General features: G+C 65.4%; 13 protein-coding genes and 2 tRNA genes. 13 read left to right on the top strand and 2 right to left on the bottom strand.

Annotated elements, in window-relative coordinates; all coding sequences use genetic code 11:
* Positions 1-4 precede the first annotated feature (4 nt).
* The 11 genes from F9K07_RS14100 to F9K07_RS14050 all read left to right on the top strand — a co-directional run bounded on the left by F9K07_RS14100 (position 5) and on the right by F9K07_RS14050 (position 8,884).
* Positions 5-1,093, top strand: coding sequence for a phosphotransferase family protein (locus F9K07_RS14100; protein ID WP_159594037.1), 1,089 nt, complete (start codon positions 5-7; stop codon positions 1,091-1,093).
* A gap of 40 nt (positions 1,094-1,133) precedes the next feature.
* Complete coding sequence (locus F9K07_RS14095; protein ID WP_159594036.1) at positions 1,134-2,393, top strand: acyl-CoA dehydrogenase family protein; 1,260 nt, start codon at positions 1,134-1,136, stop codon at positions 2,391-2,393.
* An 86-nt stretch (positions 2,394-2,479) separates the two neighbouring features.
* A complete protein-coding gene (locus tag F9K07_RS14090) occupies positions 2,480-3,184 on the top strand; it encodes a glutathione binding-like protein (protein ID WP_159594035.1) in 705 nt (234 codons plus the stop codon).
* A gap of 46 nt (positions 3,185-3,230) precedes the next feature.
* Positions 3,231-3,307 (top strand) — tRNA-Pro (locus F9K07_RS14085).
* Positions 3,308-3,370: 63 nt separating this feature from the next.
* A tRNA-Arg gene (locus F9K07_RS14080) sits at positions 3,371-3,447 on the top strand.
* Positions 3,448-3,556: 109 nt separating this feature from the next.
* A complete protein-coding gene (locus tag F9K07_RS14075; protein ID WP_159594034.1) occupies positions 3,557-4,036 on the top strand; it encodes a flavodoxin domain-containing protein in 480 nt (159 codons plus the stop codon).
* Between the two features lie 112 nt (positions 4,037-4,148).
* Positions 4,149-5,336, top strand: coding sequence for an ABC transporter substrate-binding protein (locus tag F9K07_RS14070; RefSeq protein ID WP_159594033.1), 1,188 nt, complete (start codon positions 4,149-4,151; stop codon positions 5,334-5,336).
* Between the two features lie 89 nt (positions 5,337-5,425).
* Positions 5,426-6,289, top strand: coding sequence for a branched-chain amino acid ABC transporter permease (locus tag F9K07_RS14065; protein ID WP_159594032.1), 864 nt, complete (start codon positions 5,426-5,428; stop codon positions 6,287-6,289).
* An 82-nt stretch (positions 6,290-6,371) separates the two neighbouring features.
* Entirely contained in the window at positions 6,372-7,367 is a 996-nt protein-coding gene (locus tag F9K07_RS14060; protein ID WP_159594031.1) for a branched-chain amino acid ABC transporter permease, read from the top strand.
* Positions 7,364-8,131, top strand: coding sequence for an ABC transporter ATP-binding protein (locus F9K07_RS14055; RefSeq protein WP_159594030.1), 768 nt, complete (start codon positions 7,364-7,366; stop codon positions 8,129-8,131). Before F9K07_RS14060 ends, F9K07_RS14055 begins: the two co-directional genes overlap by 4 nt.
* Positions 8,132-8,173: 42 nt before the next feature.
* Positions 8,174-8,884, top strand: coding sequence for an ABC transporter ATP-binding protein (locus tag F9K07_RS14050; RefSeq protein ID WP_159594029.1), 711 nt, complete (start codon positions 8,174-8,176; stop codon positions 8,882-8,884).
* 45 nt (positions 8,885-8,929) lie between these two features.
* Here the strand turns inward: F9K07_RS14050 and F9K07_RS14045 are convergent, their stop codons facing one another.
* Positions 8,930-9,709 carry an IclR family transcriptional regulator domain-containing protein gene (locus F9K07_RS14045; protein ID WP_159594028.1) on the bottom strand — a complete coding sequence of 260 codons (780 nt, stop codon included), beginning with the start codon at positions 9,707-9,709 and terminating at the stop codon, positions 8,930-8,932.
* Positions 9,710-9,831: 122 nt separating this feature from the next.
* On the opposite strand from F9K07_RS14045, the gene pobA reads away from it, so the two are divergent.
* Both pobA and F9K07_RS14035 read left to right on the top strand, forming a co-directional pair.
* Entirely contained in the window at positions 9,832-11,025 is a 1,194-nt protein-coding gene (gene pobA, locus F9K07_RS14040; RefSeq protein WP_159594027.1) for a 4-hydroxybenzoate 3-monooxygenase, read from the top strand.
* A 37-nt stretch (positions 11,026-11,062) separates the two neighbouring features.
* Complete coding sequence (locus F9K07_RS14035) at positions 11,063-11,962, top strand: CoA transferase (protein WP_159594026.1); 900 nt, start codon at positions 11,063-11,065, stop codon at positions 11,960-11,962.
* Positions 11,963-11,991: 29 nt separating this feature from the next.
* Here the strand turns inward: F9K07_RS14035 and F9K07_RS14030 are convergent, their stop codons facing one another.
* Positions 11,992-13,386, bottom strand: a complete 1,395-nt coding sequence (locus tag F9K07_RS14030) for a TIGR03013 family XrtA/PEP-CTERM system glycosyltransferase (protein WP_159594025.1) — start codon at positions 13,384-13,386, stop codon at positions 11,992-11,994.
* Between the last annotated feature and the right edge of the window lies 1 nt (position 13,387).

Raw genomic sequence — 13,387 nt, 5'->3', positions numbered from 1 at the left:
CCGCATGACCGATACCCAGAACTACGTAGGCACCCGCGCCGTCTCGGACCGTCACGCCTTTGATGTCGAGGCGCTCGAACGCTGGTTGCAACCGCGCCTGCCGGGCTTCGCCGGACCGCTCTCGGTCGAGATGTTCAAGGGCGGCCAGTCCAACCCGACCTACAAACTCATCACGCCCGCGCGCGCCTATGTGATGCGTGCCAAGCCCGGGCCGGTGGCCCAGCTGCTGCCCTCGGCGCACGCGATCGAGCGCGAGTTTCGCGTCATGGGGGCGCTGCACGGCAAAGGCGTGCCCGTGGCGCAGATGCACCTGCTGTGCGAAGACGAATCGGTGATCGGGCGCGCCTTCTACGTGATGGAGTGCGTGGACGGCCGCGTGATGTGGGACCAGTCGCTGCCCGGCATGTCGAGCGCGCAGCGCGCCGGCATCTACGACGAGATGAACCGCGTCATCGCCGCGCTGCACACCGTCCAGCCGACGGCCGTCGGCCTGGGCGACTATGGCAAGCCCGGCAATTATTTCGAACGCCAGATCGGCCGCTGGAGCAAACAGTACCAGGCCTCGATCACCCAGCCCATTCCCGAGATGGACCGGCTCATGGCGTGGCTGCCGCAGAACATTCCGGCCATGGCGCGCGACGAATCCATGGTCTCGGTGGTGCACGGTGACTACCGGCTCGACAACCTGATGTTCCACCCGCAGGAGCCGCGCGTGCTCGCCGTGCTCGACTGGGAGCTTTCCACCCTGGGCCATCCGCTGGCCGATTTCAGCTACCACTGCATGTCGTGGCACATCCCGCCCGGCATGTTCCGGGGCATCCAGGGCCTGGACCTCGCGGCCCTGGGCATTCCGTCGGAAGCCGAGTACATCGCGCGCTACTGCGAGCGCACCGGCTTTGCCAGCCCCGAGCAGCTCAAGGCCGACTGGAACTTCTACCTCGCCTACAACCTGTTCCGCCTCGCCGCCATCCTGCAAGGCATCGCCAAGCGCGCCGAAGCAGGAACCGCCTCCAGCGCCGAGGCCAAAGCCTCCGGCGCGGGCGCCCGCCCTCTGGCCGAGATGGCCTGGCAATTCGCCAGCGCCGTCCGCTGAACGCCCCGACCGTCCCAACTGCATCCCTCCTGGAGCCCCCATGAACTTCGACTACACCGACAAGGTCAAGGCCATGCGCGAGCAATTGCTCGCGTTCATGGACGAACACATCTACCCCAATGAAGCGCGTTTCTTCGAAGAGATCGCAGCCAACCGCGCCCAGGGCAACGCCTGGATTCCCACACGCATCGTCGAGGAGCTCAAACCCAAGGCACGCGAGGCCGGCCTGTGGAACCTCTTCCTGCCGCGCAGCCCGCGCGCGCCCCAGGGCCTGTCCAACCTGGAGTACGCCACGCTGTGCGAGATCATGGGGCGCGTGCCCTTCGCCGCCGAGGTGTTCAACTGCTCCGCGCCCGACACCGGCAACATGGAAACCTTCGAGCGCTACGCCAGCGAAGAGCTCAAAGACCAATGGCTGGAGCCGCTGCTGCGCGGCGAGATCCGCTCCACCTTCCTGATGACCGAGCCGGACGTGGCCTCCAGCGACGCCACCAACATCCAGTGCACCATCGAGCGCGATGGTGACCACTACGTGATCAACGGCCGCAAATGGTGGTCCTCCGGCGCGGGTGACCCGCGCTGCGCGGTCTACATCCTCATGGGCAAGACCAACCCCGACGCGCCGCGGCACTCGCAGCAGTCGATGGTGATCGTGCCCGCCAACAGCCAGGGCATCACCGTGGTGCGGGCGCTCTCGGTGTTCGGCTACGACGATGCCCCGCATGGCCACATGGAAGTGGTGCTCAAGAACGTGCGCGTGCCGGTGGGCAACATCCTGCTGGGCGAAGGCCGCGGTTTCGAGATCGCGCAAGGCCGCCTGGGCCCGGGCCGCATCCACCACTGCATGCGCTCCATCGGCATCGCCGAGCGCGCGCTGGAGCTGATGTGCAAGCGGCTCAACAGCCGCGTCGCCTTCGGCAAACCGATCTCGGCGCAATCGGTGTGGCACGAACGCATTGCCGACGCGCGCTGCCGCATCGAGATGGCGCGCCTGCTCACGCTCAAGGCCGCCTACATGATGGACACGGTGGGCAACAAGGTGGCCAAGGCCGAGATCGCGATGATCAAGGTGATCGCGCCCAACATGGCCTGCGACATCATCGACATGGCCATCCAGGCGCACGGCGGTGGCGGCGTGAGCGACGATTTCCCGTTGGCCTATGCCTACGCGATGCAGCGCACGCTGCGCTTTGCCGATGGCCCCGACGAGGTGCACCGCGTGGCCATCGCCAAGCTGGAGCTGGCCAAGCACATGCTGGTGAAGAACGACGTCGAGATGCCCATCACGCGCGGCAGTTGATCGCGCGCCCCTGCGTGGGTACGGCCATTTGAATTCCCGTAGAGTGCGGCGCTTGTGCACACGCTCTTCAACGAAAGGCTGGCCCCATGATCGACGTCTACTCCTGGCCCACGCCAAACGGCCACAAGGTCCACATCATGCTGGAGGAATGCGGCTTGCGCCTGGGCCGCGACTGGCAGGTGCACGCGGTCAACATCGGCAAGGGTGACCAGTTCGAGCCGGCGTTTCTGAAGATCAGTCCGAACAACAAGATCCCGGCCCTGGTCGATCCGATCGGGCCCGATGGCAAGCCCATCAGCCTGTTCGAATCGGGCGCCATCCTGCTCTACCTCGCCAGCAAGACCGGCAAGTTCCTGCCCGGCAGCGACCGCGCCAAGTTCAAGGTCATGGAATGGCTGATGTTCCAGATGGGCGGCGTGGGTCCCATGCTGGGGCAGGCGCACCACTTCCGCATGTACGCGCCCGAGAAGATCGGGTATGCCGTCGATCGCTACACCAACGAGGCCAAGCGGCTCTATGGTGTGATGGACCGGCAGCTGGCCGGGCAGAAATTCATCGCAGGCAACCAGTACAGCATCGCCGACATCGCCATTTTCCCGTGGCTGCGCAGCTGGCAGAACCAGGGCATCGACTGGGCGGACTATCCGCGCTTGAAGGTGTGGTTCGATGCCATCGCCGCGCGCCCGGCGGTGCAGCGCGGCGTGGCGGTGCTGGCTGACGCGCGCAAGCCCCTCACCGACGACAAGTCGCGCGACATTCTTTTTGGCAAGACGCAATACGAAAAACGCTGACCCGCCCAAAACCCGCGTTCCGAGCAGGTACAATTCGCCGCTTAGTCGGAGCGTAGCGCAGCCTGGTAGCGCATCTGCTTTGGGAGCAGAGGGTCGCGAGTTCGAATCCCGCCGCTCCGACCATTTCTTTTCAAGAACAAAAAGGCCCACAGTGTGGGCCTTTTTCGTGTCAACTGGTCACCCTGTCTGCCCGTAGCTCAACTGGATAGAGCAGCTGCCTTCTAAGCAGCAGGTCGGGGGTTCGAGTCCCTCCGGGCAGGCCAATTCCAGAGCGCCGGCGCCCACCACGGCAAACCGACGGCAGCGCCGAATAACCGGGTTTACCCGGTCATCGCAACCTGGATTCATGAAATATATTGCAGGCCATTCATCATGAATCCACCCACCAAACTCCTCATCCTGGTTGGCACTGTCACCGGCAATGCTGAAGCGGTGGCTCAGGCTGTCGAGATGGGTTGCGCCGATCTGATCGATCGCATCGAGGTGCGGCGCATGGACGGTCTGAACATACAAGCGTTCGAGGCGGATGCAATATATCTCATCTGCACATCCACCCACGGCTCGGGGGACGTGCCGGCGAACGCCCGCCGCTTGTACGACTCCCTGGGCAGCGAGCCGCGCTATCTGGGCCACGTGCGCTATGGCGTGATGGCTTTGGGCGACAGCGCATATGCCCAGACCTTCTGCAACGGCGGCCTGTGTTTCGATGAACGCCTGGCCGACCTGGGCGCGGTGCGCGTCGGCGAGGTTTTCCGCCACGATGCCTCCGACGGCACCGATGCCGCAGCGCTCGGCAACGCCTGGTGCCGCAAATGGCTGGCGCTGGCCATGCGGGCCGCTCTGCCGGCGTGAAATTCATTTGTGAATGTTTTAAACCTCAAGTACGGGTAATTCTGGATCGCCACACCCTGCTCCACCCGTCTACAGTGAATCGCATTCAGGCAACCACCCACAGGAGACTTCCATGACCACCCGCCGAATCGTTCTGACCCGCAGCGCCGCCGTGATCGGCGCCGCCTCTTCCGGCCTGCTGCTGCCGCAGATCGTGCGCGCCCAGTCCAACAAGGTGCGGGTGGGCTTCATGCTGCCTTATACCGGCACCTTCGCCCAACTCGGCGCGGCGATCGAAAACGGCTTTCGCATGGCGCTCAACGAGCAGGGCGGCAAGCTGGGCGGGCGCGAGGTCGAGTACTTCAAGGTGGACGACGAATCCAACCCCGCCAAGGGCATCGAGAACGCCACCCGGCTGGTACAACGCGACAAGGTGGATGTGCTCGTCGGCACCGTGCACTCCGGCGTGCAGATGGGCATCCACAAGGTGGCGCGCGACACGGGCGTGCTCAACCTGATTCCCAACGCGGGCGTGCACATTGCCACCCGCGCGCAGTGTGCGCCCAACGTGTTCCGCACCTCGTTCACGAACTCGCAGCCCACGCTGGCCCTGGGCAAGGCCATGGTCGCCAACGGCCACAAGAAGGCGGTGTGGATCACCTGGAGCTATGCCGCGGGGGACGAGGCCTTCGAGGGTTTCGAGCAGAGCTACACGGCAGCCGGCGGCACCATCATGAAGAAGCTCGGCCTGCCCTTCCCCAACGTCGAGTTCCAGGCACTGCTGACCGAAATCGCCTCGCTCAAGCCCGATGCCGTGGCTTGCTTCTTCGCCGGTGGCGGCGCGGCCAAGTTCATGAGCGATTTCGCCGCTGCGGGCCTGAACAAGTCCATCCAACTCTATGGTTCGGGCTTCCTCACCGAGGGCGTGCTCGAAGCGGCTGGCCCAGCGGCCAACGGCGTGCTCACCACCATGCACTACGGCGACTCGCTCAACACGCCGCGCGACAAGCAATTCCGCCTGGAATACGCCAAGGCCTTCAAGCTCCAGCCCGACGTGTACGCCGTGCAAGGCTATGACACCGGCCTGCTGCTGATCAAGGGCGCCAACGCCGTCAAGGGCGACCTCAACAACAAGAAGGCCCTGTATGCCGCCATGGAGGGGGCCGTGATCGACAGTCCGCGCGGCAAATGGACCATGAGCAAGGCCCACAACCCGATCCAGGACATGTACATGCGCAAGGTCGAGAACAAGGAGAACAAGGTGATCGGCATCGCGCAGAAGGCTGTGGCCGACCCGGCCACCGGCTGCCGCATGGGCTGATCGAGCCGCACCCCAGGTTTGCGACACCACAAACCAGCGCCCCGGGCGCTGGTCTGGTTTTTGACCGCCTCTCCGTCTGAGCTTCCCCCATGGACTTCGCCAACCTCCTGATCCAGCTGCTCAACAGCCTGCAGTACGGCCTGCTGCTGTTCATGCTGGCCGCCGGGCTCACCCTGATCTTCGGCATCATGGGCGTGGTCAACCTCGCGCATGGCAGCTTCTACATGCTGGGCGCCTACCTGGCCTGGTTCCTCGTGGGCCAATTCAACAGCCTGGTGGTGGCGATCGTGCTCGGCACCATGCTGGCCGTGGTGTTCGGCTGGCTGCTCGAATGGCTGCTGTTTCGCCACTTCTACAAGCGCGATCACCTCGACCAGGTGCTGCTCACCTTCGGCCTGATCTACATCTTCGAGGAAATGCGCTCGATTCTGTGGGGCGACGACGTGCACTCGGTGCCGGTGCCGGAGATGCTGAACTGGTCGATCCCGCTCACCGACAACCTCTCCTACCCGGTCTACCGCCTGGTGATGTCAGGCGTGTGCGTTGCGCTTGCACTGGGGCTGTACCTGCTGATCTCCAAGACGCGCCTGGGCATGAAGATCCGCGCTGGCGCGTTCAACCGCGAAATGACCGAGTCGCTGGGCATCAACATCCGCCTCATCCACGGCGTGGTGTTCGCGCTGGGCGTGGCGCTCGCGGCCATCGCGGGCATGATCGCCGCGCCCATCTCCAGCGTGTACCCCGGCATGGGCAGCTCGGTGCTGATCATGTGCTTCGTGGTCGTGGTCATCGGCGGCATCGGCTCGGTGCGCGGCGCCCTGGTGGCCGCCCTGCTCGTGGGCCTGGTCGATACCTTTGGCAAGGTGCTGGTGCCGCAGATCGCCGGCATGGCGGTCTACATGCTCATGGCCCTGGTTCTTCTCTACAAGCCTGAGGGGCTCTTCAAGCAATGAGCATCGCCGGACCGCTCCAAGATGCGAAGGCCCCCTTGGGGGGCAGCGCAGTACACGAAGTGACCAACGTGGGGGCTAGGTCATGAGTGCACCCACCGCCCAACTCGAAAGACTGCCACGCAGCATCCAGTTCATCCTGTGGCTGGGCGCGATCGCGCTGGCCGCGTTTCCGCTGATTCCGCTGGATGGCGGCGGCTTCTACCTGCAGATGCTCTCGCAGATGATGATCCTGGCGATCTTCGCGATGAGCCTGGACTTGCTGCAGGGCGTGACCGGCCTCGTGTCGCTCGGCCACGCCGCGTACTTCGGCCTGGCGGGCTATGCCCTGGCCTTTCTCACGCCGGCAGATGCGCCCATCAGTCTGTGGTGGTCCTTGCCGGTGTCGGTGCTGGGCGCTGCGCTGGCGGCGCTGGTCATCGGCTTCTTCGTGGTGCGCACGCATGGCATCTACTTCATCATGGTCACCATGGCGTTTGCGCAGATGGTGTTCTTTCTGTTCTTCGACAACAAGGTCTTGGGCGGCTCCGACGGCATCTATATCAACTTCCGCCCCGACGCCTCGCTGTTCGGCTGGACCGGCATCGATCTGGAGAACAAGACCACGTTCTACTACTTCACCTTGCTGCTGCTGGTGCTGGTCTATGCCTTCCTGCGCCGGCTGTTGTTCTCGCCCTTTGGCCGCGTGCTCGCCGGCATCCGCGTGAACGAACACCGCATGCGCGCGGTGGGCTACGGCACCTTCGGCCACAAGCTCGCGGCCTTCACGCTGGCCGGCGCGCTCGCCGGCGTGGCGGGCTTTCTCTGGGCGGCGCAGACCGGCTTCATGAACCCCGAGTTGATGGGCTTTCACATGAGCGCGCACGCGATCATGATGGTGATCCTCGGTGGCATGGGCAATTTCGCGGGCGCGATCGTCGGCGCGTTTGCCTTCGAGTACGTCATGCACTTCTTCAAGGACCTGACCAAACACTGGCAGTTGCTCATGGGCAGCTTCATCGTGTTGGTGGTGGTCTTTGCTCCGCGCGGTCTGCTGGGCCTGGTAGAACGGTTTTCGAAGAAGCGGGAGACGGCACCATGAGCACGCTGCTTCTCAGCGCGAAGAACCTCACCAAGCGCTTTGGCGGCCTGGCCGCAGTGAACGACGTGTCGGTCGAGCTGCACCGCGACCGCATCCACGCGGTGATCGGGCCCAACGGCGCGGGCAAGTCCACGCTGACCAACCTGCTCTCGGGCGACCTGCCGCCCACTTCGGGCCGCATCACGCTCAACGGCGCCCAGACGCAGGGCAAGAGCGCCGAGCGCATCTCGCGCCTGGGCCTGGGCCGCAGCTACCAGAAGACCAACATCTTCCTGCCCTTCACCGTCTGGGACAACGTGCGGCTGGCCGCGCAATCGCGCGAACGCCACACGCCCTGGAACCCGGTGCGCTGGCTCACCGCCGCGAGCGCCATGACCGAGGTGAACCGGCGCTGCGAGCGCGCGATCGAACTCGCCGGCCTCACGGCGCGTGCCCACACCATCGCCGGCACCACCAGCCATGGCGAGCAGCGCCAGCTCGAGATCGCCATGACGTTGGCCACCGAGCCCACCGTGCTGCTGCTCGACGAGCCGCTGGCCGGCATGGGCCATGCGGAGGCCGAGCGCATGGTCGAGCTGCTACTGCGCATCAAGAAGGACCACGCCATGATGCTCGTGGAGCACGACATGGATGCCGTGTTCTCCCTGGCCGACCTGCTCACGGTGATGGTCAACGGCCAGGTGATCGCCAGTGGTACACCCGCGCAAGTGCGGGCGGATGCCGGCGTGCAAGCTGCCTATCTGGGCGAAGAGGAACACACATGAGCGCCGCCCGGCCCCGCAATGCGCAGCATGGAAGGTAGTCCAATGAGCACCCTCATCGAAGCCAAGGGCCTGCACACCCACTACGGCGCCAGCCACATCCTGCGCGGTGTCGATTTCACCGTCGGCAAGGGCCAGACCATCGGCCTCATGGGCCGCAACGGCATGGGCAAGACCACGCTGCTCAAGACACTCATGGGCATCGTCAAACCCAGCGGTGGCCAGGTGCAGGTCAAGGGCCGGCTCATGACCGGCGCGCCCACCTTCGAGATCGCGCGCCAGGGCATTGCCTACGTGCCCGAAGGCCGCGGCATCTTCGGCAACCTCAGCGTGAAGGAGAACCTGGTGATGTCGGCGCGCGCCGGCACGCAGGGACAACGCGGGTGGACCTACGAGCGCGTGCTCGATACGTTCCCCCGCCTGGCCGAACGCCTGAACCACGGCGGACAACAGCTCAGCGGCGGCGAGCAGCAGATGCTCACCATCGGCCGCGCGCTCATGACCAACCCCGACCTGCTCATCCTCGACGAAGCCACCGAAGGCCTGGCCCCGTTGATCGCGCGCGAGATCTGGCGCATCTGCGGCCTGATCCGCGAGAGCGGCATCAGCAGCGTGATCGTCGACAAGAACTGGAAGCACGTCACCCAGATCACCGACCGCAATGTGATCCTCGTCAAGGGCGAGGTGGTGTACGAAGGCAGCTCGGCACAACTGCACGCGCAGCCCGAGCTGCTGGCGCAGTACCTGGGCGTTTGAAGCCACCCCTGGCGCCTTCGATGCCGTTCGGCCACGTAGCGGCGCTCACAGCAGCGGCCGCAACTCCCGCGCCGCATCCTGCAGCAGCGGCAGCATGTCCTGCAGGAACCGGGGCGCATCGAAGCGATCGGGCGAGGCCACCACGTTGAGCGCCGCCACGGCGTGGCCTTGCATGTTGCGCAGTGGCACGGCCAACGCGAACACGCCCAGTTCGTGCTCTTCACGCGCGATGGCCAGATCCTCGCGGCGAACCCGCGCGATGAGCTCGCGAAACGCCTTGTGCTCCACCGTGGTGCGGGGTGTCAGGCGCGGCAATTCGCGGCCCTTGAGCCAGGTGGAGAACTCGGCACGCGGCAGGCCAGCCAGCAGCACGCGGCCGGTGGAGGTGGCGTGCGCGGGCAAGCGTGCGCCCAGGTGCAGGCCGTAGGCCATCAGGCGCTGGCCCCCGAGCGACACATTGCGCGCCACGATCACGACCTGGTCGCCATCCAGCACGGCGGCGGAAAACGACTCTCGCGTCTGGGCCGCCAGGCGGTTCAGCGTAGGCTGCAACAAGCGCGGCAGACGCGCCGATGCCAGGTAGCTGCCGGAGAAGCGCAACACTTTCGGGGCGAGCCAGTAGTGGCTGCCGTCGGACTCCAGATAGCCCAGGTGTGCGAGCGTGAGCAGGTGGCGGCGCGCCGCCGCGCGCGTGAGGCCGGCGCGCTCGGCGGCTTGCGTGGCGTTGAGGCGCTGGCGCTCGGTGTCGAAGCTCTCCAGCACCGCCATGCCTTTGGCCATGCCCTCGATGAGGTCGGCCTTGGCGATGGGTGGCGTGGTGGTCATGGGCAAATTATGCGCGATGATCGCGCAATGAATCCGATCATCGCGCAACGGCTCCGTCCTGCGCTTGTGGCGGACATCACCTGTTTCTATGCTCGAACCCGCTTGAACCAGGAGACCTTTCCATGACGCGAACCCAGGTTGCCATCATCGGCGCCGGCCCTGCCGGGCTGTTGCTTGGCCAACTGCTGCACAAGGCCGGCATCGACAACATCGTCGTCGAGCGCCAGAGCGGCGCGTACGTGCTGGGCCGCATCCGCGCGGGCATTCTCGAACAGATCACCACCGATCTGATGCGCGAGGCCGGCGTGGGAGAGCGCCTTGATGCGCAAGGCACGGTGCACCACAGCATCGAACTGGTGTTCGCAGGCACGCGCCACGCCATCGACGTGCACGGGCTCACCCACGGCAAGGTGGTCACCGCCTATGGTCAGACCGAGATGACGCGCGACCTCATGGAAGCCCGCAGCGCGGCCAACCTGCCGACGGTGTACGAGGCGGCCGACGTGGAGGTGCTGGACTACGGCAGCGACAAGCCGCGCGTGCGCTACCGCAAGGACGGGCAGACACACGAGATCGCCTGCGATTTCATTGCGGGCTGCGATGGCTTCCATGGCGTGTGCCGCGCCAGCGTGCCCGAGGGTTCGATCACCGAATACGAGAAGGTCTATCCCTTCGGCTGGCTCGGCATCCTGGCCGACGTGCCACCAGTGTCTCCGCACGCGATCGTCTACGCCAACAGCGAGCGCGGCTTCGCGCTGTGTTCCATGCGCAGCCCGACGCGCAGCCGCTACTACGTGCAATGCCCGTTGGACGACAAGGTCGAGGACTGGAGCGACCAGCGCTTCTGGGACGAGCTGCGGCGGCGCCTCGATCCGGAGATGGCATCCCGCGTGATCACCGGCCCCACCATCGAAAAGAGCATCGCGCCGCTGCGCAGCTTCGTGGCAGAGCCGATGCGCTTCGGTCGCCTGTTCCTCGCAGGCGATGCGGCCCACATCGTGCCGCCCACCGGCGCGAAAGGACTCAACCTCGCGGCCAGCGACGTCAAGTACCTCTCGGGCGCGTTCATCGAGTACTACCGCGACATGACCTCGGCCGGCATCGACAGCTACTCCGAGCGCTGCCTGCGGCGCGTGTGGAAAGCCGAGCGGTTCTCCTGGTGGTTGACCTCGCTGATGCACCGTTTTCCCGACACCGCAGGCTTTGGACAGAAAGTGCAGGAAGCTGAGCTGGACTACCTGGTGAACTCCGAATCGCTTTCGCGCTCGCTCGCGGAAAACTACGTGGGACTGCCCCTGAACTTTGGCGAACGCTGAGCACGCGCGCGGCGCGGTTCGCCGGTACAGTGTGGCGATGAACATCGCCCCCCGCCCAGCCCCCACGCTCAAGCCACTGCGCGGCGTGCGCGTGCTCAGCCTTGCGCTCAACCTGCCCGGCCCAGCGGCCCTCATGCGCCTGAAACACATGGGCGCCACCTGCCTGAAGGTCGAACCGCCCGCGCCCGGTGGCGGCAGCGGCGATCCCATGGGCCAGTACAGCCCGACCACCTACGCGACACTGCACGCGGGCGTGAAGGTGGTGGCGATGGACCTGAAGTCCGAGAAAGGCCAGGCCACGCTGCACAAGGAACTGGCCCGTACCGACGTGTTGCTGACCTCCTTTCGCCCCTCCGCGCTGCACAAGCTCGGCCTGCGGTGGCCTGACTTGCGCAAACGCTACCCGGCGCTCTCGTTGGTCTGCATCGTGGGCGCGCCCGGTGCGCGCGCCGAGGAACCCGGCCATGACCTCACCTACCTGTCGGAGGCCGGGCTCATCACGGGCCTGGATCTGCCCCCGACGCTCTTTGCCGACATGTGTGGCTCCGTCATGGCCAGCGAGGCCGTGCTCAAGGCGGTGCTGACGCAAAAGACCTCGGGCAAGGGCTGCGTACAGGAGGTTCCTCTGTCCGATGCGGCAGCCTGGCTCGCCCTGCCTCGCACCTGGGGCCTGTCATTGCCCAGTGGGGCGATCGGCGGCGCGCACGCGGGCTACCGCGTCTATGCCTGCCAGGACGGCCGAGTCGCCGTGGCGGCACTGGAGCCACATTTCGCCGCCGCGCTGTGCGCGGCCGCGGGTCTGGAGTACACGGGGTTTCGCACGCTTTTCAAGCCCGACACCCACGCCGCGATCGCCAGCTTCATCGAGCGCAAGACCCGCCGGCAGCTCGACGCCCTGGCCGCGGAGAAAGACATTCCACTGCATACCCTGGCCTGACGCCAAGATACCCAGGACGCGCGCAGCGCCTACTGGGCGCCCTTGCCCGTGAGCACCACGCCGATGGTTTCGAAGATCACCACCAGGTCCAGGAACAACGAGTGGTTCTTCACGTAGTACAGGTCGAACTGCAGTTTCTTCTTCGTGTCTTCCACGGTGGCGCCGTACGGGAAACGCACCTGCGCCCACCCCGTCACACCCGGCTTGACGCTGTGGCGCACGGCGTAGAACGGAATCTCCTGCGCGAGTTTCTCGACGAAGAACGCGCGCTCCGGGCGCGGGCCCACCAGACTCATGTCGCCATTGAGCACGCTGAAGAGCTGTGGCAACTCGTCGATGCGCAGCTTGCGGATCACCTTGCCCACGCGCGTGACGCGGCTGTCGCCCGCGGTGGCCCAGCGGGGTACACCGTCCTTCTCCGCGTCGGTGCGCATGCTGCGGAACTTCACCACGTTGAAGGGCTTGTTGTTGAGCCCGACGCGTTCCTGCTTGTAGAGCACCGGGCCCGAGCTCTCCAGCTTGATGATGAGCGCCGTCACCGCCATGATCGGCAAAGCCAGCAAGATCAGAACCACCGCACCCGCCAGATCGAACAGGCGCTTGATGGTCGTGCGCACGAAACCCTGGTCAAACCCATCGCCGAAGATCAGCCAGCCCGCCGATACGGCGTCCAGCCGGATCTGACCAAGCTCCTGCTCGAAATAGGTGGCGATGTCCGTGACGCGCACCCCCGCCAGCTTGCAATCCAGCAATTCGCGCATCGGCATGCTGCCACCTCGGCGCTCGGACAGCGCGACCACGATTTCGTCGATCCGCTTCTGCGTCACCACCTCCGTGAGCGTCTGGTCGGACCCCAGCGTGCCCCAACTGGTCACCAGATGCTCGCGCTCGTTCGGACTGGCGAAATAGCCGCACAACTCGGCGCTCGAGGCGGGTCGCTTCAGACTGTCTCCCACCGCCTGCGCCTTCACACCCGTGCCGTAGACCAGCACGCGGCGCCTGGCGAGCGATTTGGCCAGAATCTCACCCGTCAACACCTGGATGACCAGCAGCAGGCCCGTGGCCATCATCACAATCACGACGGCCCAGGTGTGCCCCCAAAACGCCTTCACAGGCAGCAGCAACAGCACCCCGACCACGATGACGCCCATCATCAGGAATGACACCAGCACGCGTGCGCGCAATTGGGTGTTGTTAAGGGCCGTGCCCCGGTCGTAGAGGCCCAGCGCGGAGTTGACGCCCAGAAAACCGGCGCTCATGAGCACTGCACGGAACAGCCCCTGGCCGAACTGCGCGACGGTCAATTCTTCTGCGTCGGTGAGGATCACCAGAGTGGCCATGAACGCCACGGTGATCAACAGCAGATCCATGAACATCTTCGCCAGCGTGCGGCGATCGAAGTAGTGGTTGAAGAGCTTGATCAAA

The sequence above is a fragment of the Hydrogenophaga sp. BPS33 genome, assembly GCF_009859475.1.
In the GTDB taxonomy this organism is placed as follows: domain Bacteria; phylum Pseudomonadota; class Gammaproteobacteria; order Burkholderiales; family Burkholderiaceae_C; genus Hydrogenophaga.
This window is presented reverse-complemented; position numbering and strand designations above follow the sequence as displayed.

Excerpts from the sequence above, each read along its gene's own strand:
- F9K07_RS14065 (WP_159594032.1), top strand. The coding sequence starts at position 5,426 with ATGGACTTCGCCAACCTCCTGATCCAGCTGCTCAACAGCCTGCAGTAC.
- F9K07_RS14060 (WP_159594031.1), top strand. The coding sequence starts at position 6,372 with ATGAGTGCACCCACCGCCCAACTCGAAAGACTGCCACGCAGCATCCAG.
- F9K07_RS14090 (WP_159594035.1), top strand. The coding sequence starts at position 2,480 with ATGATCGACGTCTACTCCTGGCCCACGCCAAACGGCCACAAGGTCCAC.
- F9K07_RS14035 (WP_159594026.1), top strand. The coding sequence starts at position 11,063 with ATGAACATCGCCCCCCGCCCAGCCCCCACGCTCAAGCCACTGCGCGGC.
- F9K07_RS14050 (WP_159594029.1), top strand. The coding sequence starts at position 8,174 with ATGAGCACCCTCATCGAAGCCAAGGGCCTGCACACCCACTACGGCGCC.
- F9K07_RS14045 (WP_159594028.1), bottom strand. The coding sequence starts at position 9,709 with ATGACCACCACGCCACCCATCGCCAAGGCCGACCTCATCGAGGGCATG.
- F9K07_RS14055 (WP_159594030.1), top strand. The coding sequence starts at position 7,364 with ATGAGCACGCTGCTTCTCAGCGCGAAGAACCTCACCAAGCGCTTTGGC.
- F9K07_RS14070 (WP_159594033.1), top strand. The coding sequence starts at position 4,149 with ATGACCACCCGCCGAATCGTTCTGACCCGCAGCGCCGCCGTGATCGGC.
- pobA (WP_159594027.1), top strand. The coding sequence starts at position 9,832 with ATGACGCGAACCCAGGTTGCCATCATCGGCGCCGGCCCTGCCGGGCTG.
- F9K07_RS14095 (WP_159594036.1), top strand. The coding sequence starts at position 1,134 with ATGAACTTCGACTACACCGACAAGGTCAAGGCCATGCGCGAGCAATTG.
- F9K07_RS14100 (WP_159594037.1), top strand. The coding sequence starts at position 5 with ATGACCGATACCCAGAACTACGTAGGCACCCGCGCCGTCTCGGACCGT.
- F9K07_RS14075 (WP_159594034.1), top strand. The coding sequence starts at position 3,557 with ATGAATCCACCCACCAAACTCCTCATCCTGGTTGGCACTGTCACCGGC.